General features: G+C 73.4%; 19 protein-coding genes and 1 tRNA gene. 11 read left to right on the forward strand and 9 right to left on the reverse strand.

Annotated elements, in window-relative coordinates:
• Positions 1-468 carry a nucleoside deaminase gene (locus tag ACWAT2_RS02440; protein ID WP_402371359.1) on the reverse strand — a complete coding sequence of 156 codons (468 nt, stop codon included), beginning with the start codon at positions 466-468 and terminating at the stop codon, positions 1-3.
• Between the two features lie 76 nt (positions 469-544).
• Between ACWAT2_RS02440 and ACWAT2_RS02445 the strand changes: the two genes are divergently transcribed.
• Positions 545-1,384, forward strand: coding sequence for a YaaA family protein (locus ACWAT2_RS02445; RefSeq protein ID WP_402371357.1), 840 nt, complete (start codon positions 545-547; stop codon positions 1,382-1,384).
• Positions 1,385-1,403: 19 nt separating this feature from the next.
• On the opposite strand, the gene ACWAT2_RS02450 is transcribed toward ACWAT2_RS02445, so the two are convergent.
• The 3 genes from ACWAT2_RS02450 to ACWAT2_RS02460 are packed head-to-tail and all read right to left on the reverse strand — an operon-like array spanning position 1,404 to position 3,732.
• Positions 1,404-2,087 carry a histidine phosphatase family protein gene (locus ACWAT2_RS02450; RefSeq protein ID WP_402371356.1) on the reverse strand — a complete coding sequence of 228 codons (684 nt, stop codon included), beginning with the start codon at positions 2,085-2,087 and terminating at the stop codon, positions 1,404-1,406.
• Positions 2,087-2,824, reverse strand: a complete 738-nt coding sequence (locus ACWAT2_RS02455; RefSeq protein WP_402371353.1) for a zinc ribbon domain-containing protein — start codon at positions 2,822-2,824, stop codon at positions 2,087-2,089. The genes ACWAT2_RS02450 and ACWAT2_RS02455 overlap by 1 nt, the downstream gene beginning before the upstream one ends.
• 35 nt (positions 2,825-2,859) lie before the next feature.
• A complete protein-coding gene (locus ACWAT2_RS02460) occupies positions 2,860-3,732 on the reverse strand; it encodes a Nif3-like dinuclear metal center hexameric protein (protein WP_402371351.1) in 873 nt (290 codons plus the stop codon).
• A gap of 73 nt (positions 3,733-3,805) precedes the next feature.
• Between ACWAT2_RS02460 and ACWAT2_RS02465 the strand changes: the two genes are divergently transcribed.
• Both ACWAT2_RS02465 and ACWAT2_RS02470 read left to right on the forward strand, forming a co-directional pair.
• Positions 3,806-4,246 carry an ArsR/SmtB family transcription factor gene (locus ACWAT2_RS02465; protein ID WP_402371349.1) on the forward strand — a complete coding sequence of 147 codons (441 nt, stop codon included), beginning with the start codon at positions 3,806-3,808 and terminating at the stop codon, positions 4,244-4,246.
• A complete protein-coding gene (locus tag ACWAT2_RS02470; RefSeq protein ID WP_402371347.1) occupies positions 4,243-5,916 on the forward strand; it encodes a SulP family inorganic anion transporter in 1,674 nt (557 codons plus the stop codon). Before ACWAT2_RS02465 ends, ACWAT2_RS02470 begins: the two co-directional genes overlap by 4 nt.
• A 33-nt stretch (positions 5,917-5,949) precedes the next feature.
• On the opposite strand, the gene ACWAT2_RS02475 is transcribed toward ACWAT2_RS02470, so the two are convergent.
• A complete protein-coding gene (locus ACWAT2_RS02475) occupies positions 5,950-7,737 on the reverse strand; it encodes a bifunctional 3'-5' exonuclease/DNA polymerase (protein WP_402371345.1) in 1,788 nt (595 codons plus the stop codon).
• Positions 7,738-7,960: 223 nt separating this feature from the next.
• Here ACWAT2_RS02475 and ACWAT2_RS02480 point away from each other — a divergent pair, with 223 nt between their 5' ends.
• Positions 7,961-9,184, forward strand: a complete 1,224-nt coding sequence (locus ACWAT2_RS02480; protein ID WP_402371343.1) for a DUF418 domain-containing protein — start codon at positions 7,961-7,963, stop codon at positions 9,182-9,184.
• A gap of 158 nt (positions 9,185-9,342) precedes the next feature.
• Complete coding sequence (locus ACWAT2_RS02485; protein WP_402371340.1) at positions 9,343-11,016, forward strand: serine/threonine-protein kinase; 1,674 nt, start codon at positions 9,343-9,345, stop codon at positions 11,014-11,016.
• Positions 11,017-11,043: 27 nt separating this feature from the next.
• Here the strand turns inward: ACWAT2_RS02485 and ACWAT2_RS02490 are convergent, their stop codons facing one another.
• Positions 11,044-11,649 (reverse strand): TetR family transcriptional regulator, encoded by a 606-nt coding sequence (locus ACWAT2_RS02490; RefSeq protein WP_402371338.1) that lies wholly within the window; start codon positions 11,647-11,649, stop codon positions 11,044-11,046.
• Between the two features lie 75 nt (positions 11,650-11,724).
• Here ACWAT2_RS02490 and ACWAT2_RS02495 point away from each other — a divergent pair, with 75 nt between their 5' ends.
• The 6 genes from ACWAT2_RS02495 to ACWAT2_RS02520 all read left to right on the forward strand — a co-directional run bounded on the left by ACWAT2_RS02495 (position 11,725) and on the right by ACWAT2_RS02520 (position 17,791).
• Positions 11,725-12,531, forward strand: coding sequence for an SDR family NAD(P)-dependent oxidoreductase (locus ACWAT2_RS02495; RefSeq protein WP_402371336.1), 807 nt, complete (start codon positions 11,725-11,727; stop codon positions 12,529-12,531).
• Positions 12,532-12,668: 137 nt separating this feature from the next.
• Positions 12,669-13,583 carry an ABC transporter ATP-binding protein gene (locus tag ACWAT2_RS02500; RefSeq protein ID WP_402371333.1) on the forward strand — a complete coding sequence of 305 codons (915 nt, stop codon included), beginning with the start codon at positions 12,669-12,671 and terminating at the stop codon, positions 13,581-13,583.
• Positions 13,580-14,380 carry an ABC transporter permease gene (locus ACWAT2_RS02505; RefSeq protein WP_402371331.1) on the forward strand — a complete coding sequence of 267 codons (801 nt, stop codon included), beginning with the start codon at positions 13,580-13,582 and terminating at the stop codon, positions 14,378-14,380. Before ACWAT2_RS02500 ends, ACWAT2_RS02505 begins: the two co-directional genes overlap by 4 nt.
• 26 nt (positions 14,381-14,406) lie before the next feature.
• Complete coding sequence (locus ACWAT2_RS02510) at positions 14,407-15,618, forward strand: streptophobe family protein (protein WP_402371329.1); 1,212 nt, start codon at positions 14,407-14,409, stop codon at positions 15,616-15,618.
• Positions 15,594-16,322 carry a response regulator transcription factor gene (locus ACWAT2_RS02515; RefSeq protein WP_402371327.1) on the forward strand — a complete coding sequence of 243 codons (729 nt, stop codon included), beginning with the start codon at positions 15,594-15,596 and terminating at the stop codon, positions 16,320-16,322. The genes ACWAT2_RS02510 and ACWAT2_RS02515 overlap by 25 nt, the downstream gene beginning before the upstream one ends.
• The gene (locus tag ACWAT2_RS02520) at positions 16,319-17,791 is read left to right on the forward strand and encodes a sensor histidine kinase (protein ID WP_402371325.1); all 1,473 of its coding nucleotides are present in this window, start codon (positions 16,319-16,321) and stop codon (positions 17,789-17,791) included. The genes ACWAT2_RS02515 and ACWAT2_RS02520 overlap by 4 nt, the downstream gene beginning before the upstream one ends.
• Before the next feature lie 28 nt (positions 17,792-17,819).
• Here the strand turns inward: ACWAT2_RS02520 and ACWAT2_RS02525 are convergent.
• From ACWAT2_RS02525 to ACWAT2_RS02535, 3 genes are all read right to left on the reverse strand, one after another.
• Positions 17,820-17,893: transfer RNA gene (locus ACWAT2_RS02525), tRNA-Val, on the reverse strand.
• A gap of 79 nt (positions 17,894-17,972) precedes the next feature.
• On the reverse strand, positions 17,973-18,437 hold the full coding sequence (locus ACWAT2_RS02530; protein ID WP_402371322.1) for a peroxiredoxin: 465 nt from the start codon (positions 18,435-18,437) through the stop codon (positions 17,973-17,975).
• A 6-nt stretch (positions 18,438-18,443) separates the two neighbouring features.
• Positions 18,444-18,848, reverse strand: a complete 405-nt coding sequence (locus ACWAT2_RS02535; protein WP_402371320.1) for a DUF3052 domain-containing protein — start codon at positions 18,846-18,848, stop codon at positions 18,444-18,446.
• Positions 18,849-18,912: the final 64 nt, after the last annotated feature.

The following is an 18,912-nucleotide window of genomic DNA, read 5'->3' on the forward strand; positions in this document are numbered from 1 at the left end:
TCAGTAGGGAGACTTGCCGTCGAACGCGGTCCAGGCCTCGAACGGCGCCAGCGCACGGTCCACGGACCGGCGCTCCACGGGCACGGGGGCGGGTGCGCGGCCCGCGAGCACGTCGTGGAACATCCGGTCGTCGAAGCCGGCTGCCGCGGCGTCGTGGCGATCAGCGGCGAACACCACCCGGTCGACGCGCGCCCACAGCGCGGTCGCCAGGCACATGGGGCACGGCTCGCACGAGCTGTACAGCACGGCGCCGGGCAGCCAGTACGCGGCGACCTCCTGGCAGGCCGCCCGGATCGCCACCACCTCGGCGTGCGCGCTCGGGTCGAGGTCGACCGTCACACGGTTCGTCCCCTCCCCCACGGCCTGGCCGTCGCGCACCACGACCGCTCCGAACGGGCCCTGTCCTGACGGCACGCCGGTCACCGCCAGCTCGACCGCTCGGGTGAGCCACTGCTCGTCGGACGTCATGCTCCCGATGCTCCCACAACGAGGCGGACCACCGGCCAACGACCAGGAGCCGCCCGCCAGGCTCTAGGGTGTCCGGGTGCTGATCTGCCTCCCGCCCTCCGAGGGCAAGACGCCCGCGCCCGACGGCGGCGCCCCGGTCGACCTGCGGGCGCTCGCCGCGCCGCAGCTCGCCCCCCAGCGGGAAGCCGTCCTGGACGCCCTCGCGACGGTGAGCGCCCGACCCGACGCCACGAAGGTCCTGAAGGTCGGCGCGACGCTGGCCAAGGAGGTCACCCGGAACACCGCGTTGCGCACGGCGCCGGCGGCACCGGCCACGGACGTCTACACCGGCGTGCTCTACGCCGCGGCGGGCCTCGGCGACCTGACAGGTCCGGCGGCGGCGCTCTGCGCGGACTCCGTCCGCATCTTCTCCGGGTTGTGGGGGGTCGTCGCGCCGCAGGACCGTATCCCGGCCTACCGGCTCTCCATGGGCGTCGACCTGCCGGGCGTCGGCAGGCTCGCCACGGCCTGGCGTCCGCACCTGGCGGACGCGCTGACGGGGCGCGCGGCGGGCGACGTCGTCGTCGACTGCCGCTCCGCCGCGTACCTGGCGGCGTGGAAGCCCACGACCACCGGTCCCGACGCCGCCGACTGGGTCACCGTCCGGGTCGTGCGCGACGTCGACGGTCAGCGCACCGTCGTCTCGCACAACGCCAAGCACACCCGCGGCGTGCTCACGGGTCACCTGCTGCGCCGCGCGGGCGCCCCGCCGTCGTCGGCAGAGGCGCTGCTCGACGCGGCCCGCGAGCTCGACGGGCAGGTCATCGGCACCGAGATCGGCACCGGCCTGAGCTATCGCATGGTCGAGGCGACGCTGGGCGACGCGGCGGGCCGGGCGCGCAGCGGTCCGCGCACGCTCGAGCTCGTCATCGCCTAGAGAGCCGGCCCCGGCCGCGTCAGTCCGCGGCCGGGAACCCGACGACGCTGACCTCGCGGGCGCCGTCGGGCCAGAGCCTCAGCAGGGACAGCGAGCCCGGCGGGACACGCACCCGGCCCCAGGCGTTCGGCGGGGCGTCGAGCGCCAGGCCCACCAGCGTCCGGATCACCGCGGCGTGCGCCACGACGACCGACGTCGAGCTCTCGGCTCGCGCGACGACGTCGTCCAGGGCAGGCTGCACGCGCGTGGCGAGGTCGGCGTACGACTCGCCACCGGGCGGGGCGAACGTGCCCTCGGTGACCCACCGCACCAGGTCGCCGGGCCAGCCGGCGTGCACCTGCTCCGGGACCATGGCCTCCCACTCGCCGAAGCGGATCTCCGCGAAGCGCTCGTCGGTCCGCACGTCCGCCCCGATCCGCCGGCTCACGGCCGCGGCGGTCTCCTGGGTGCGCACGGTGGGCGAGGCGAACAGCGCGTCCGGGCGCGGCACGTCCGGCCACAGGTCCTTGCCGATCCGGAACACCGCGTCGGCTGCCTGCGCCGCCTGCCGCTGGCCCGCCGTCGTCAGCGAGGGTCCAGGCACGTCACCGCCGGACAGCGCACCGACCTCCGTCAACGGGGTGACCCCGTGGCGCACGAGGACCACGGTGGCCGGGACCACGCCGTCGTACCGGGCGAGCGCACCGGACGGAGGGCGCCGCATCAGCCCTGGGCGGCTCGGACGAGGATCCGGCCGCACTCCTCGCACCGGACGACCTGCTCCGGCGCGGCGTTCTTGGCGGCGGCCAGGTCACCGGCGTTCAGCTCGAGCCGGCAGCCCTCGCAGCGGTTGCCGTTCAGCGCGGCCGCGCCCGACCCGCCGAGCTGGGCACGCAGCCGGTCGTAGAGGGTGACGAGCCCTGCGTCCAGGCCCTCGGCGGCCTTGGACCGCTCGGCCGTCACTCCCGCGGCCGTGCCGTCGATCTCCGCGAAGGCCGCGTCGCGCTCGGCGATCGCCTTCTCCTGGGCGGAGACGAGCTCGCCGTGCGCGGCCTCGACCTTGGCCAGCGCCTCCTGGTGCGCCTCGAGCCGTTCCATGAGCTCGAGCTCGGCCTCTTCGAGGACGTTCTGGCGGCGCGCGAGCGACTCGAGCTCGCTCATGACGGCCGTCGCGTCCTTCGCCCCGAGCGCGCCGGCGTCCAGGCGCTGCTGGTCGCGCGTCGCGCGGTTGCGGACCTGCTCGACGTCGCGCTCGGCCTTGGTGACCTCCCGCTCCAGGTCGGCGACGGCGGTCCGCGAGTCGACCAGGGAGCCGTGCAGGTCGCGCATGCGGGCGTCCAGATCGGCGATCGTGGCGAGCGCCGGGTGGTTCCGGCGCTGGTGCGCGAGCTGCTGGAGCCTGGTGTCGAGGGCCTGGACCTCGAGCAGGCGACGCTGGTCCTCGACGGGTGCGGTAGCCATGGTGGGGTCCTCTCGTGCAGCTCTTCAGATGACGGTCAGCGACCCGTGCTCGCGACCCGGGTCGTCCACGGGTCCGTCACCAGGGTGCTCACTCTGGTGGTCACCGTACCGTCTCCCAGGCGGTCGGTGAGATCGGCGGCGGCGTAGGCCAGCCAGGGCCACTCGGAGGCGAAGTGGGCGACGTCGATCAGGAACGGACGCCCGCTCTCCGGCGGCGCGTCGTGCCCCGCCTCGAAGGCCGCCCGCTCACGCAGCTCGGACGCGGGGTGGTGGCGCAGGTCGGCCGTGACGTAGACGTCGACGGCGGCGGCCCGGACCGCGTCGAACAGCGAGTCCCCGGACCCTCCGACGACGGCGGCGGTGGTCACCTCGGCGTCGAGGTCGCCCGCCACGCGCACCCCCTGGGCCGTGGCGGGCAGCACGTCGGCGACCCGCCGGGCGAGCTCGCCCAACGTCGTCGGCCGCTCGAGCGGACCGACCCGCCCGATGCCTCGCTCGACGTCGTCGACGCGCGCCACCAGCGGTCGCCGGTCGGTGATGCCGACGAGGTCCGCGAGGGCGTCGGCCACGCCGCGCGGCGCGGAGTCGGCGTTGGTGTGCGCCACGTGCAGGGCGCAGCCCGCGGCGAGCAGCCGGTGCACCACGCTGCCCTTGAAGGTGGTGGCGGCCACGGACGTCACCGGCTTGAGGAACAGCGGGTGGTGGGTGACGAGCAGGTCGGCACCCCACTCGATCGCCTCGTCCACGACCGCGTCGACGGGGTCGACGGCGAACATCACCTGGCGCACCTCGCGGTGCGGGTCGCCGGCCACCAGGCCGACCGCGTCCCAGCCCTCCGCCGTCGACGGCGGGTACAGGTCGTCCAGGGCGGCGACGACGTCGGCGAGGGTGCGGGGCGCGGAGCTCATGGGCCGACCCTAACCATCGGCTCCCCCCGGCACTGGATTTAGCGATCCCTAAATCCATTGGTACGATCTCACCGTGGACACCCAGCCCCTGTACACCGTCAAGGCGGACCTCTTCCGCGCTCTCGCCCACCCGGCCCGTATCCAGGTGCTCGAGGTCCTGGCGGTGGAGCCCGACCGCACGGTCCTGGTCCCCCGCCTGCTCGAGGCCACCGGAGCCGAGCCGTCCGCGCTCTCCCAGCACCTCGCGGTGCTCAAGCGGGCCGGTGTCGTCGAGTCCCAGCGGTCCGGCAACGCCGTGCGCTACCGGCTCACCGAACCACTGGTCGCCGAGCTCCTCGTCGTCGCGCGCGCGTTCCTGCTCCGGCGCCTCGCCGCCGACGACGACGCGAGTCGCCTCGACGTGGTCCGCAGGCTCCCCACCCTGCCCGGCGCGACGGCACGCGGCGTCCTCGACGCCGCCGAGGCCGACCTGCCTGACAAGGTCCGCACGACCGTCACGGAGGAGTCCCGGTGACGATCCGCGACACCATCGCCCGGCTCGACGTCCGCGACCTGCTCCCCGGGCGGTCCGACTACGACCTGCGGCCGCGCACGCTCGGCGCCGACCTGGTCGCCGGCATCACCGTCGGCGTCGTCGCGCTGCCGCTGGCGCTCGCTTTCGGCGTGAGCTCCGGGGTCGGGCCCGCCGCGGGTCTCGTCACCGCCGTCATCGCCGGGATCGTCGCCGCGGTGTTCGGCGGCTCCAGGTTCCAGGTCTCCGGGCCGACCGGTGCGATGGCGGTGGTGCTCGCACCGGTCGTCGCGGCGCACGGCGTCGGGTCCGTCGCACTCGTGACCGTGCTCGCAGGAGTCCTGGTCCTGACGCTCGGCCTGCTCCGGCTCGGCCGGGCGGTGACCTACATCCCGTGGCCCGTGGTGGAGGGGTTCACGCTCGGCATCGCCGCCATCATCTTCCTGCAGCAGGTGCCCGCTGCGCTCGGCACGGACGCGGCCGTCGGCGAGAACTCCCTGGCCACCGCCCTGAGCTCCGTCGCGACGACGGCCACCGACCCGGGCACCGAGACGGCGTGGACCCTCGGCACCGTGGCCGTGGTCGTGCTGCTCATGGTGCTCCTCCCACGCCTGCACCACGCCGTCCCCGCCTCCCTCGTGGCCGTCGTCGTGGTCACGGCGCTCGCCGAGATCACCTCCGCGCCCGTCGCGCGCATCGGCGCCCTGCCCGACACGCTGCCCTCCCCCGTCCTGCCGAGCCTCGACGCGGGTGCCCTGCGGGAGGTGGTGGGCGCCGCCGTCGCGGTCGCCGCCCTCGCGGCGATCGAGTCCCTGCTGTCCGCGCGCGTCGCCGCTTCCATGGCACCGGGCGGCTCCGTCTACGCTCCGGACCGCGAGCTCCTCGGTCAGGGCCTCGCGTCGGTCGCGTCGGGACTCTTCGGGGGGATGCCAGCGACCGGCGCGATCGCTCGCACCGCCGTCAACGTGCGCTCCGGGGCCCGCACGCGACTCGCCGCCCTCGTCCACGCGATCGTGATCCTCGGCGTGATCTACCTCGCCACCGGACCGGTCTCCCAGATCCCGCTCGCCGCCCTGTCCGGCGTGCTCATGGTCACCGCCACGCGCATGATCGGCCCTCGCACCGTGCGGGCGATCCTGCGCTCGACGCGGTCCGACGCCAGCACGTTCGCCATCACGGCGTTCATCACCGTCGCGTTCGACCTGATCGAGGCCGTGCAGATCGGGCTCGTCGTCGCCGCGTTCTTCGCGCTGCGCCACGTCGCCCGGGCATCCGCCGTGCACCGCGAACCGCTGCCCGGTCCGGCGCACGAGGGCGACGACCGCATCGCCCTGTTCCGGCTCGACGGCGCGATGTTCTTCGGCGCGGCGGACCGCATCCTCACCGAGCTCACCGAGGCCTCCACCCGCGGCGACGTCGAGGTGGTGATCCTGCGCCTGTCCCAGCTGCAGATGGTCGACGCCACCGGAGCCAAGGCTCTGGCCGACCTCATCACCGAGCTCGAACGCCGTGGCGTCACCGTCCTCGTGAAGGGAGTCCAGGACCGACACCGCTCCCTCATCGTCCGGGTCGGGGTGCTCGACGAGCTCCGGCACGAGAAGCACGCCTTCGACACCCTCGCCGACGCCGTCGAGCACGCACGCTCGCACGTCCGCCGGGCAGCCATCGGTTGAGCCGGGCGCTGCGTGCGGGCTGGGCGGCCGGGCTCACTTCGCGTCGGCGTACGAGTCGACGGTCGCGACCGTGAGCGGGAACGAGACCGGGAAGTCGCCGAACAGCAGGCGCCCGGCCTCGACCGCCGCCTCGCGCAGCTCCCGTGCGACGTCGGCGGCGAGCGCCGCCGGGGCGTGCACCACGACCTCGTCGTGGAGGAAGAACACCAGGTGCGCACGGTCGGCGAACGGTGCGGGCCCCTCGTTCGAGCGGGTGGCGACGGGCAGGTTCCACAGCCGTCGCCGGATGAACGCGATCCAGCACAGCGCCCACTCGGCGGCGGTGCCCTGCACCACGAAGTTGCGGGTGAACCGTCCCCAGGACCGCGCCGAGGAGCGCGCCAGGGTGGCGGCGTCGGCCGGCGCCCCATCCCCGAGCGCCCCGGACTGCGCCGCGTCCCACGCCTCTCCCGGCGGTGGCGAGGTGCGCCCGAGCCAGGTGCTGACGACGCCGCCCCGCTCGCCGGTGCGCGCGGCATCCTCGACGAGCCCCATCGCGCGGGGGAACGCGCGCGACAGCCGCGGCAGCACCTGGCCGCTCGCGCCCGTCGTCCCGCCGTACATCGCGCCGAGCATCCCGACCTTGGCGAGCTCACGGGTCGGCACCGCGCCCGTGGCGACGATGCCGGCGTACAGGTCGCCACCCGCGCCCGCGGCGGCCATCGTCTCGTCCGCCGCGAGGCCCGCGAGCACGCGGGGCTCGAGCTGTGCCGCGTCGGCGACGACGAGCACCCACCCGGGGTCGGCCTGGACGGACCGGCGCACCGACCTCGGCAGCTGCAGCGCCCCTCCGCCGGTGGACGACCAGCGCCCGGTCACGACCCCACCGACCACGTAGTCCGTGCGGAAGCGACCGTCGCGCACCCAGTGGTCGAGCCACGACCACCCGTTCGCGGTGTAGAGCCGGTACAGGTTCTTGTACTCCAGCAGCGGCGCGACGACGGGGTGGTCGATCTTCTCCAGCTCCCACTTGCGCAGGCTCCGCGCGCCCACGCCCGCGTACTCCATGGCTCTCAGCAGGTCCGGGTGGGAGTCCGGGTTGAGCGAGGCCGGCGCGTCGAGGGCAGCACGGATCTTCCCCGCGAGCGCCTCCAGCTTCTCGGGCCGCCGGCCCTCGGCAGGCCGGGGACCGAGCACCGCGGTGAGGATCTCGTCGTGGACGTCCGCCCGCCAGGGCAGCCCGGCGTGGTGCATCTCGGCCGCGGCGAGCGCTCCCGCGGACTCGGCGGCGAGGAGCAGCCGCAGCCGGCCCGCCCCGGTCGACCCGGCGACCGCGGCGTGCTGCGCCGCCAGCTCGGCGAGGAGGTCGGGCGCCCGGCCCGTCGACGGCCCCGCGGGTCCGTCGACGCCGCGCGCCGGTGCGGTCGCGTCGAGGTCGAACAACGACTCCTCCTGCGGACGGCGCAGCGCGCCGACGGCGACCTCGCCGCCGGGCGGGGTGAGGCCCATCGCGTCCCAGTCGCCGGGCGGCGCCGTGGCGAGGGCGGAGCCGGCGGACAGGCTCGAGCCGCGCAGGATCCGGTGCGCGAGGCGCAGGTCGTGCCCGCGCTCGACGCGCACGCCCGCCGTGAGCAACGCCGGGTACCACCGGTTGGTGTCCTGCCCCGTCCACCGCGGCGGGACGGCGGCGGACGCCTCGACGTCCCGCACGACGGCGGGGAGGTCGTCGGGGGCGACCACCAGCGAGTCCGCAACGCCCTCGTCCCCCGGTGTGCCGCCGTCGTCGGCGACGCGGACCAGGCGGACGGAGCCCGCGGGCTCCGGGGCGAGGACGACGTGCACAGGCCCATCGTGCCCGGTGCTACCGACACTCCGCCTCGACCGCCCCCGGTGGGAGGGCGTCGAGGACGGCGTCGTGGCGGCGCAGCGTTGCCGGACCCGGGGCGCAGGGCACGCAGTGACGGCACGCGCTCAGCGATGACACCCTGGTCCACGAGGCTCCCGCCATCATCGGCCGCCTCTCCCCCAGCCCGCTCACTCACCCCCAGCGGCCCGAAGGAGCACGATGACCATGTCCGACGGCGGCACGCCCCACGTCCGGGCCGTCGCACCCGACCTCGCCCGCGGACTGATGCTCCTGCTCATCGCATTGGCGAACGTCCCCTGGTTCCTCTACGGGTCCGAGGTCGCCCAGACCAGCGCGCACCGCCCCGGGGCCACCGGGCTCGACGCGATGTGGCAGACCGTCGCGATCATCGCCGTCGACGGTCGCAGCTATCCGCTCTTCGCCTTCCTCTTCGGTTACGGCATCTGGCAGTCCTTCACGCGCCAGCGCGCCGCGGGGCTCGACGAACGGACCGCGCGGCGGGTGCTGCAGCGTCGCCACCTCTGGCTGCTCGCCTTCGGTGCCGTCCACGCGGCACTGCTGTGGTACGGCGACGTCCTCGGCGCCTACGGACTGGCCGGGCTCCTCGTCGTCTGGCTCTTCCTGCACCGCCGCACCAGGACCCTGCTGGTGTGGGCCGGGGCTCTGACGGGCCTGCTGGCGATCGGAGCGGTCATCACCATGGGGGCGGGAGCGCTCCTCCCTCCCGAGATCACCGCCATGTCCGGCGACATGACGCCCGAGCTCGCCGGCATCAGCCCGTACCTCGCCTCGATCCTGCCGCGGCTCGCCTTCTGGCTGCCCATGACGGTCACGCAGGGAATCCTCGGCCTCGTGGTGCCCGCCGCGATCCTCCTCGGCATCGCCTGCGCACGCGCCCGGGTGCTGGAGGAGCCTCGCGCCCACCGCCGGCTGCTCGTGCGCACCGCCGCCCTCGGCATCACGCTCGGCTGGGCCGGAGCGATCCCCTCGGTGATGATGCACCACGGGGAGTGGGCGCTGCCCGAGTGGGCGCCGACCCTGCTGCACCTGGTGACGGGCCTCTTCGGCGCGCTCGGCTACGCCGCGGCCTTCGCGCTGGTCGCGGCACGCTTCACGGACGAGCGCCGGCCAGGACGTGTCGTGGAGGCGCTGACGGCCGTCGGCAAACGGTCCCTGACCAGCTACCTGCTGCAGTCGGTGATCTTCGCCCCGCTGCTGTGCGCCTGGGGACTGGGGCTCGGCGGTGTCCTGGACCAGTGGCAGGCCGCGCTCGTGGCGGTGGCTGCGTGGCTGGTCACGGTCGCCGTCGCGGTGACGCTCGACCGCCGAGGTCTGCGCGGGCCTGCGGAGCGGGCGTTGCGCGCCCTGTCCTCGCGTGGCACGGCGACGTCTCCGACGCCCGTCGGCCGCAGCTCCACGTGAGCGAGCCGGGTCACCGGCGCACCAGGAACGCGCACGTCACGCCCCCTACCGCCTATCCTGTGGGGGCTGATGACTGAGATGACCACGACCTCCCGCCCACTCGTGCCGCGGTGCACGGCAGCCTTCGTCGACGCCCCGTCCGGGCAGAGGTGCACGGCATGACGCCCACCGGGCCGACCGAGGAGCCGAGCGACGGGCAGGTGGTCCTTGGCGGGAAGTACGTCCTGGGCGACATCCTGGGCACGGGCGGTACCTACACCGTCTACGAGGCCGCCCGCCTGCGGGTCACGGACGCCGAGGAGACCGCCACCGAGCCCGAGGCCGCGCTCCTGGTCAAGGTCCTGCACCCGCACCTGGTCGACGACGAGACGGCCCGCGCCGCCATGACCCGCGAGATCGTGGCGTCGGCCCTGGTGAACCACCGCGGCGTGGTGAAGGTGCTGGACACCGGAGAGGACGAGGTCGCGGGGGCCGACGTGCCCTGGCTCCTGACCCGCCGCCTTCCTGGTGCACCGGTCTCCGAGGTGGCCGGCGGAGACGGCCTGCCGTGGCGAGAGGCACTCGCCCTGATCGACGGGCTGCTCGACGCCCTGGCGGCGGTCCATGCCGCCGGGCTGGTGCACCGCGACGTCGGTCCGCGCAACGTCGTGGTGGACCGGCGCGAGGACGGCGGGCTGACGGTCGGTCTGCTCGACCTCGGGCTCGCCGGCCCCGCCGGCGGGGACGGCGACGGCAAGACGGTCGCCGGGTCCGTGGTGGGCATGTCGCCCGAGCAGGCCCAGGGCCGGCCGCTCGACGCCCGTAGCGACCTGTACGGGGTCGGGGCGCTGACCTACTACGCCCTCACCGGACATGCGCCGTACGAGCGCGCCCGGCCGGAGGACGTCCTGCGGGCCCATGTCGGAGCACCGGTCCCCGCGCCGTCGGCACGGCGAGCCGCAGTCCCGGTCTCCGTCGACCGCTTCGTGGCACAGGCGATGGCCAAGGACCCGGCACAGCGGTTCGCCTCCGCCGACGCGATGCGCGCGGCGGCCGCGGCCCTGCTGGGAACCGGCGCCGCCGACACCCAGGCAGACGCGGCCAGCTCGGACGCGACGATGACGCTGGGTCAGATCGCTGCGAACGATCCGCACCGGACGGCCGTCGTCGGGGCGGCAGGCGCAGCGGCGGCTGCGGCCGCAGCCGCGGCGGGCGAGGAGGCCGAGCTCCAGCGCACCCGTCAGGTCGGTGCCGTGGGCGCCTCTGCCACCCCGCCCGAGGGTGTCCCCGCCACGACGGCGGCGGACGACGCCGCACCGCCGGCGCCAGAGGGGCCGGAAGGGCCGGAAGGGCCGGAGCAGGACAAGCGCTCCCGGCGGAGGATACTCGCCGTCGTCCTCGCGCTCGTCCTGGTCGGCGCCGTCGGAGCGTTCGCGTTCTGGGCCCTGCGCGACACCGACGACGGTGGACCGGTCTCGCCGGCCACGCACAGCCCGTCACCGACGCCCAGCCCGTCGCAGTCCCAGGCGACGACGGCGCCGCCACCGCCGGCCGACCCGACCACCCGGTCGACGCCGACCGCGGACCCGACGCCGACGCCGTCCGAGACGCCTACGGACGACTCGACGCCCACGCCGTCACCGACGGACGAACCGACCGACGAACCGACCTCGACCCCGACGGCCGACCCGGAACCGACCGACGAACCGGAGCCGACCTCGACGCCCGACCCGGATCCCACCGGTGACGCGACACCGCCCACGGAGCCGAGCGCACCAGCGGATCCGAGCCCCGGCGACGACTCGGCAGACGGCGGCGACCCGGTGGGCGATGACGCCCCCGCGGGGTCCTGACGGCACCACGTCCTCCAGCGGGGTCGGTCAGCGGCGGATCGCGGCCACCGCGTCGTCGTAGAGGCGCTCGAGCGGGATCGCCCCGTCCCGGCGCACCCACCAGGCACCCGCCACGTCCAGGCACGCGAGAGCGCCCACCACGACGGCTGCGGCCGCGAGCTCCGGGTCGACGCCGGCGTCAGGGTCCGCGGCCCGGATGCGCTCGGCGAGGATCGGCACCAGCAGGTCCTGCCAGGCGAGCTGCTTCTCGAGGTGCCGTGCGCGCAGCGTCTGGTTGCCGTAGAGCATCCGGCCGATCTCGAGCTCGTCCGCCTCGTCGGTCGTGACGGCGTCACGCAGCGCCAGCAACGCCGCCCTGACCGCCGCCCACGGCGGCTCGTCCGCCGGCCGCCCGGCGAGCGCCGAGGCGACGATCCGGCCGCGTTCGACGAGCTCGCCCAGCACCACGTCCTCCTTGGTGGCGAAGTACCGGAAGAACGATCGGCGGCTGATGCCCGCCTGTGCGGCGACTTCGTCGATGGTCGTCTCCTCGAAGCCTCGCTCGGCGAACAGCCGCATCGCCGTGCGGGCGATCTCCTGGTGGACCGCGCGGCGGGTGCGTTCGCGAAGACTTTCTGGAGCGTTGCCGGTCATCCGGCCAAGGTAGCCATCTTCGGCAGCTAGCGCCACGTTTGGCACTCAGTGCCATCTATGTCCTACAGTGTCATCATGAGCTCACTCGACTTCTCCTCGCAGACCACCCTCGTCACCGGCGCCAGCTCGGGGATCGGCCGCGCGCTCGCCCGCACGCTCGCCGCCCGCGGCTCCGACCTCGTCCTCGTGGCGCGCCGGATCGACCGGCTGGACGCGCTCGCCGCCGAGCTCCGCGCGGCGCACGGCACGCGCGTCGAGACCGTGCCGGCCGACCTCGCCGTCGCACGCCCCGGAGCCGCGGTCCGCGCGGAGCTGCAGCGTCGCGGCGTGCAGGTCACCAGCCTCGTCAACAACGCCGGCTTCGGCACGGACGGCCGGTTCGACGACGAAGACCCGGACCGGCTCGCCGACGAGATCGCGGTCAACATCGGCGCCGTCGTCGATCTCTGCCACACCTTCCTGCCCGATCTGCGCGCGGCGGGCCACGGTTTTCTCGTCAACATCACGAGCGACGCCGCGTACGCGCCCATCCCCGGGATGGCCGTGTACGCCGCGACCAAGGCGTTCGTCCTCGGCTTCACCGAGGCGCTCTGGTGGGAGCTGCGCGACAGCAGCATCCGCACGCTCGCCTTCGCGCCCGGCCTGACCGCGACCGAGTTCTTCGACGAGATCGGGACCGAGCAGTACGGCGGCAGCTACCAGTCGCCCGAGCAGGTGGCCGACGCGGCGCTCCGTGTGCTCGAGCGCCGGTCACCCGGGCCGAGCGCCAGTGCCAGGCCGGGAAGCAGCATCATGTCGTCCATGGTCGGGCTCCTGCCCCGGGCTGCCCGGGTCCGGGCGGTCGCACGAGTTGCCGGTTCCGCGCGGCTCGTGCGCAGTTGATCGCTCATACAGACCTGTGAGTTCACCCGTGCCCGGCGAACGGCTCCGTTGCGGCGCCTCGTGCTCGTTCCCTGGCTCCCAGAAGTCTCACAGAACCACTGAGAGACCTCTCGGTCCGGTTGGCGATGATCCGGAGCATGACAACTATCGACGTCCGCGGCCTGACCAAGCGGTACGGGCCTGACACCGTGGTGGATGACGTGTCGTTCACCGTCGAACCGGGACAGGTGACCGGCTTCCTCGGGCCGAACGGAGCCGGCAAGTCCACGATCCTGAAGATGATCACCGGCCTGGCCGCTCCGACGCGAGGCTCGGTGACCATCGGCCGCCGCCGCTACCGCGACCTTCCCGTCCCACTCACCGAGGTGGGTGCGCTGCTCGATGCCGGCGCGGTGCACGGCAGCCGGACGGCGTACCAACACCTGCTGGCGCTCGCTGCGAGCAACGGTCTCGCGCGACACCGGGTCGACGACGTACTGACCCGGGCGGGCATGGAATCCGTCGCCGGGAAGCGGATCGGTGGGTTCTCCCTCGGGATGCGGCAACGACTCGGTATCGCGGCAGCTCTGCTCGGCGAACCGAAGGTGCTGGTCTTCGACGAGCCTGTCAACGGGCTGGATCCCGAGGGCATCCGCTGGGTTCGACGGCTCATGCGCTCACTCGCCGGGGAAGGCCGTGCGGTCCTGTTCTCCAGCCACCTCATGAGCGAGATGGCACAGACCGCCGACCACCTGGTCGTGATCGGACGAGGCCGGCTCATCGCCGATACGACTGTCGACGAGTTCGTGCGGTCCGGTGGCGAGGAAACCGTGCTCGTGCGCACCTCCGACCCGCACTTCTTCGCACCGCGTCTGGTCGAGGCCGGGGGCGCCGTGCGGGACCGGTACGCAACCTCGATGGTCGTCTCCGGCATGACGCCCGACGAGATCGGCGCGCTCGCAGCTCACCACGACATCGTGCTCAGCGAGCTCACGCCGCAACACGCTTCGCTGGAGGACGTCTTCATGGAGATGACCCGCGAGAACATCGACTACCACGGGACAGTGGCGTGAGCGCCGTCGGTGCGCCGAGCAGCGTGAAGTTCACGCATGCGCTTCGTGCGGAATGGATCAAGCTGCGCAGCCTGCGCTCCACATGGCTCACCCTGGTGTGCCTGTTCGTGGTCGGGATCGGGATCAGCCTCTTGGCGACGAGCGCCGCGGGAGCGCAATATTCGGACGCGACCGCGGCGGAGCGGGCGGCGTGGGATCCGACCGGGAGCAGCCTGACGTCATACATCGTCGCCCAACTGATCGTCGGCGTGATCGGCATCCTCGTGGTCACCTCGGAGTACGCCACCGGCGAGATGCAGACGTCCGTGATGACCAGCCCGCGCCGCTACCGTCTGCTGGCGGCCAAGGTGGTGACGGTCACCGCCGTCGCGGCGATCGCCGGCCAGTCGCTGATGTTCGCCGCGTTCGGCGGGGGGCAGGCCGTCCTCGCCGCACACGGCGCACCCCGCGCGACGCTGGGTGATCCCGGCGTGCTCTCCGCCGTCGTGGGCGGAGGGGTCTATCTCACCGCGGTCGCGCTGCTCGCGGTGACGCTCGGCGTGATCACACGAGCGACGGCTGGTGCCCTCGCCATCCTCGTGGGAATCATCTTCGTCATCCCGGGTTTCGCGGGGCTGTTTCCCTCGTGGGTCCAGTTCCTGCTGGACTACTGGCCGACCCAGGGTGCGGCCACGGTCATGACCACGATGCCCGACGCCGACTTTCCGTACCCCTGGCTGAACCTCGGCGGGATGTGCCTCGGAGTCGGCACCCTGCTGGTCGCCGCGTTCGTCCTCTTCCGGCGCCGTGACGTGTGATGCGTGGTCAGGTGACGTTGCGCGACATGAGCCGGGGCGCCGGTGCGTCGGTCGCGGCGTTGGCCGCGATGGCGGCTGTCGCCGCGGCCGGTCTCCTGCTTCTCGACGCAGACCGGCTCGGTGGGCTCGCGACGCAGACGGTGGCCGTGCTCGTGCTGGCCGCGGGAGGCTCCGTCGAGATCGAGGCAATCCTGTCCGGGCTTCCGGTCGGCCTGCGAGGGTTCGTCGAGGTGATGCCGCTGGGGGTCTCGCTCGTGGGGGCTCTGGTGCTGGGCGCGCTGCTGGTGCGCGGCGGCAGGGTCGGGCTGCTCGTCCGCGGCGCGACGGCCGTCGCCGTCCTGCTGGCGGGTATCGCTGTGGTGCCGCTGTCCGTGCGCGGAACGATCACCCTGCGACTGCCCCAGATCGCGCCCACGGCAGCCAGCGGCTCCACCGCTCGCAGCTGCCCGGAAGGGGCGGCCCTGGGTGGCCTGAGCGGCCTGGGCGGCCTGGGCGGCCTGGGCGACGCGGTCGGTGCGTTCGACGTCGGGCTCTCCGTGGCCATCGGACCGACGATGGTGGCGGCGACATGCTGGACAGTCGCTGTCGTCGCGGCGTGCTGGGTGGTGACGCGAGTGCGGTCCGTCGCGCGAGCAGCACGCGCCGCAGCATCGTCCATCGGCGCGCTCACGGTGCTCCTTGTCGCCGGTGCCTGGGTGCTCTGGGGGTCCTCGGCGGGCGGCGGCGTCTTGCTCGGCTCGCCGCTGGCGCTGTCGGCGGCCCTGCTGACCGGGCTCGGCGTGCCCTGGACGCTGCACAGGGAAGAGATCCTCGCCTGTCTGCTCGACGGCACCGGCTCCCTCCTCGGCTCCGGGCTGATCGCCCCGGGCGGTCCGCTGACCTGGGTGGCGCTCGCACTGCTCCTGGGCATCGGGATCGTCGGCGCGCGAGCCGTTCCCCCCACGGGCGGTCCGATGCGCCGGGCACTCGGCGCTGCCGCCGCGCTGGCTCCGGTGATGAGCCTCGTGCTGACCATCCTCGCACTGGCCACCCGGATCTCGGTCGACCTCGGCGTCGCTGTGCGCGGCTTCGTCCAGCCCGTGCTGGACGTGAGTCTTCACACCGACCTGTGGACCGCAGCCGGAACCGGGCTGGTGGCGGGCGCGGTCGCAGGCTTCACCGGCAGCCTTCTCGTCACCGGGACGAGAAGCATGGCGTCGGTAGGGTGGCGGGCATGGACCGACCGGGTCAGGCGATGACCAAGGGCAGCACCAGCGAGCGCCTGCTGGTGGTCGACGACGAAGACACGGTTCGCAACCTGCTCTCGGCCGCGCTCCGGTTCGCCAGCTTCCAGGTGGGCTCTGCCGCCACCGCTGCGGAAGCGGTGGCCGCCGCAGCCGAGAATCCTCCCGATCTCGTGCTGCTCGACGTCATGCTTCCGGACCTGGACGGCTTCGAGGTGGTGCGTCAGCTGCGCGAACAGCGTCAGGAGAGCCATGGCGGCCCCGTCCCGGTCCTCTTCCTCACCGCACGGGACCAGCAGATCGACAAGGTCACCGGGCTCTCGCTGGGCGACGACTACGTGACCAAGCCGTTCGACCTGGAGGAGCTCATCGCCCGGATCCGCGCGATCCTCCGCCGCACCACGGGCCGGCAGACCGACCTGCTGACGCTCGGCACACTGACGCTCGACGTGGCGGGCCACCAGCTCACCCGGCAGGGGCAGCCGGTGCGCCTCTCCCCGACCGAGCTCCGGCTGCTGCACTACCTGATGGAGAACGCGGGGCAGGTCGTCTCGAAGGCACAGATCCTCGACCGGGTATGGCGATACGACTTCGGCGGCGACGCCAGCATCGTCGACACCTACATCTCGTACCTGCGGCGCAAGGTCGACGGGGCCGGGCCGAAGCTCATCCACACCGTCCACGGCGTCGGCTACGTGATGCGGGAACCCCGGCCGTGAGGGGCCCTGTCCACCGGTTCTCGCTTCGGACGAGGCTCCTGCTGATCACGGCGGGCCTCCTGCTGACCGGACTGGGCATCATCGGCACGGTCCTGACTGGTCACCTGGAGCGGTACCAGCTCGGTCGGTTGGATGATCAGCTGGGCATGATGGCTTCGATCATCGCGACCGGGCCCGGTACGAGGGCGCCGGACCTCGAGCGCACCGCCGACGCCGCACTCCTCGAACCCGCCCTCGACGTCTTCGGCGATCCCTACCTGGTCCGCCTCGATCGCGACGGCACTCCGCACGGCACGATCCGCTCACCGCAGCTGGACCCGGCGAGCCTGCCGAGCCTCGACGACCTTCGGGCGGTGCCCACGGACGGGTCGGCCACCGACCTGCCCGCCGCTGACCGGTCGGCACGGTGGCGAGTGGTCGCCCAGCCGGCCTCCGGTGGGGACGGAACGGTGATCGCGGCCGCACCGCGCACCGACATCGATGCCACCGTCGCTCAGATCCGCGCGAGCAGTCTGATCAGCGGTCTGGTCCTGCTGGTCACGCTGACGGCCGTCGGCTGGTTCGCGCTCGGACGAGGGCTTCGGCCGCTGCGCCGCGTCGAAACCACTGCGTCGGCCATAGCCGACGGAGACCTCACCCAGCGCGTGCCCGACCTGGCCGTGGCGGGAACGGAGATCGGGCGGCTCGCGCGTTCGCTCAACGCCATGCTCGGTCAGCTGGAGCGAGCGTTCGCCGACCGGGCTGCCTCCGAGGCACGGATGCGAACCTTCGTGGCGGATGTCAGCCACGAGCTTCGCACCCCGCTGTTCGGCATCACGGGCACCGCCGATCTCTACCGGATGGGTGCGCTTCCCGAACGGGCCGACGTCGACGAAGCGATCAGCAGCATCCGCCGGGAGGCAGCTCGGCTGACGGCGCTGACCGAGGACCTGCTGCTGCTCGCGCAGCTCGACGAGGCACCCGACGGACAGCTCGACCGGGCGCCGATGGATCTGCGTACCCTCGCAGGTGACGCGCGGAGCATCCTGCGCGCTCTCGACCCCAACCGCCCGGTCGAGCTCACCGGCCCGGGCGGCAACGGTCCACCAGGGCCGGCTCCCGCCCACGCCGATGAGGCCCGACTGCGCCAGGTCGCTACCAACCTCGTCGGCAACGCCACCGTCCACACCCCGCCAGGAACGCCCGTCCGCCTCGGCGTGGGGACCTTCGACGGCGGAGCGATACTCGAGGTGGCCGACCACGGGCCGGGGATGACCGCCGCACAGGCGGATCGCGTCTTCGAGCGCTTCTACCGCGCCGACCGCTCGCGCAGCCGGTCCGGCGGCGCCAGTGCCGGGCTGGGCCTGGCGATCGCGCGCTCGCTCGCGCGAGCGCACGGCGGAGACATCGAGCTCACCACAGCACTCGGCGAAGGCGCGTGCTTTCGTCTCGTGCTCCCCACGCCGGACCAAGGTCGGCATCCGGGATGAGGACAACGCCGAACTGAGGCGACCAGAGTGGGCCCGGAGGGACTCGAACCCCCGACATCCACGGTGTAAGCGTGGCGCTCTGACCAACTGAGCTACAGGCCCTGGCAGCGCAGGCAAGGATACCGGCCCCGCGACCCGGTTCGGGACGACTCGGGCGGGCGCGCCGTCGACGGGCTCCGGATCAGATCTCTGCGAGCGCCGCCCGGTACGCCTCGAGCTCGCGGCGCTCGCCGCGCGGGTGCACGACCGTCCAGCGGACGATGCCGTCGGCGTCCACGAGGAACGAGCCCCGCAGCGCGTGACCGGACTCCGGGTCGAACACACCGAAGGCGGTCGCGGCGGCCCCGTGCGGCCAGAAGTCGCTGAGCATCTCGAACCCGAAGCCTTCGATCTCCTCCCACGCCTTGAGGGTGAAGACCGGGTCGGTGGAGACGGCCAGCAGACGCACGCCGGCCGCCTCGAAGTCCTCGATGTTGTCCCGGAGCTCGCTCAGCTCGCCCGTGCAGGTACCGGAGAAGGCGAACGGGAAGAAGACCACGAGCACGCTCTCACCGCGCAGGTCGGCGAGGTGGGTGGGCGTGCCGTGCGTGTCCGGCAGCGTGAAGTCCGGTGCCGGGTCGCCGGCACGCAGGACGGGGCTGCTCATCCGGGGCTACCGACCGCGCGGTGCCAGTCGCGTGGCGGACCAGTCGTCGCCCGCGGCGAACGTGCTGGTCGCGTGCAGGCCTGCCGTGGTGGCGGCCTCCATGATCTCGTCGTGGGCCACATGGCCTTCCCGGCGCGGCTTGCGCGTCAGGAGCCAGACCTGGCCTCCGTCGTCGAGCGCGGTCTGGACGTCGACGAGCGTGTCCGTCAGGTCGCCGTCCTCCTTGCGCCACCAGACGATGACCCCGTCGATGACGTCCCCGTAGTCCTCGTCCACGAGCTCGCCGCCGACCAGGCCCTCGAGCGCTTCGCGCAGAGGCTCGTCGACGTCGTCGTCCCACCCGAACTCCTGCACGACCTGACCGGTGGTGAACCCGAATCGCTCGGCCGGGCTTTCCGCCTGCTGTCCCACGTGGACCTACGTTCCTTCCGTCGTCGTCAGGCGCACCCCGCGGTGCGCCTGTGAGCGTCAAGGT

The sequence above is a fragment of the Isoptericola sp. GX10416 genome, from assembly GCF_056590155.1.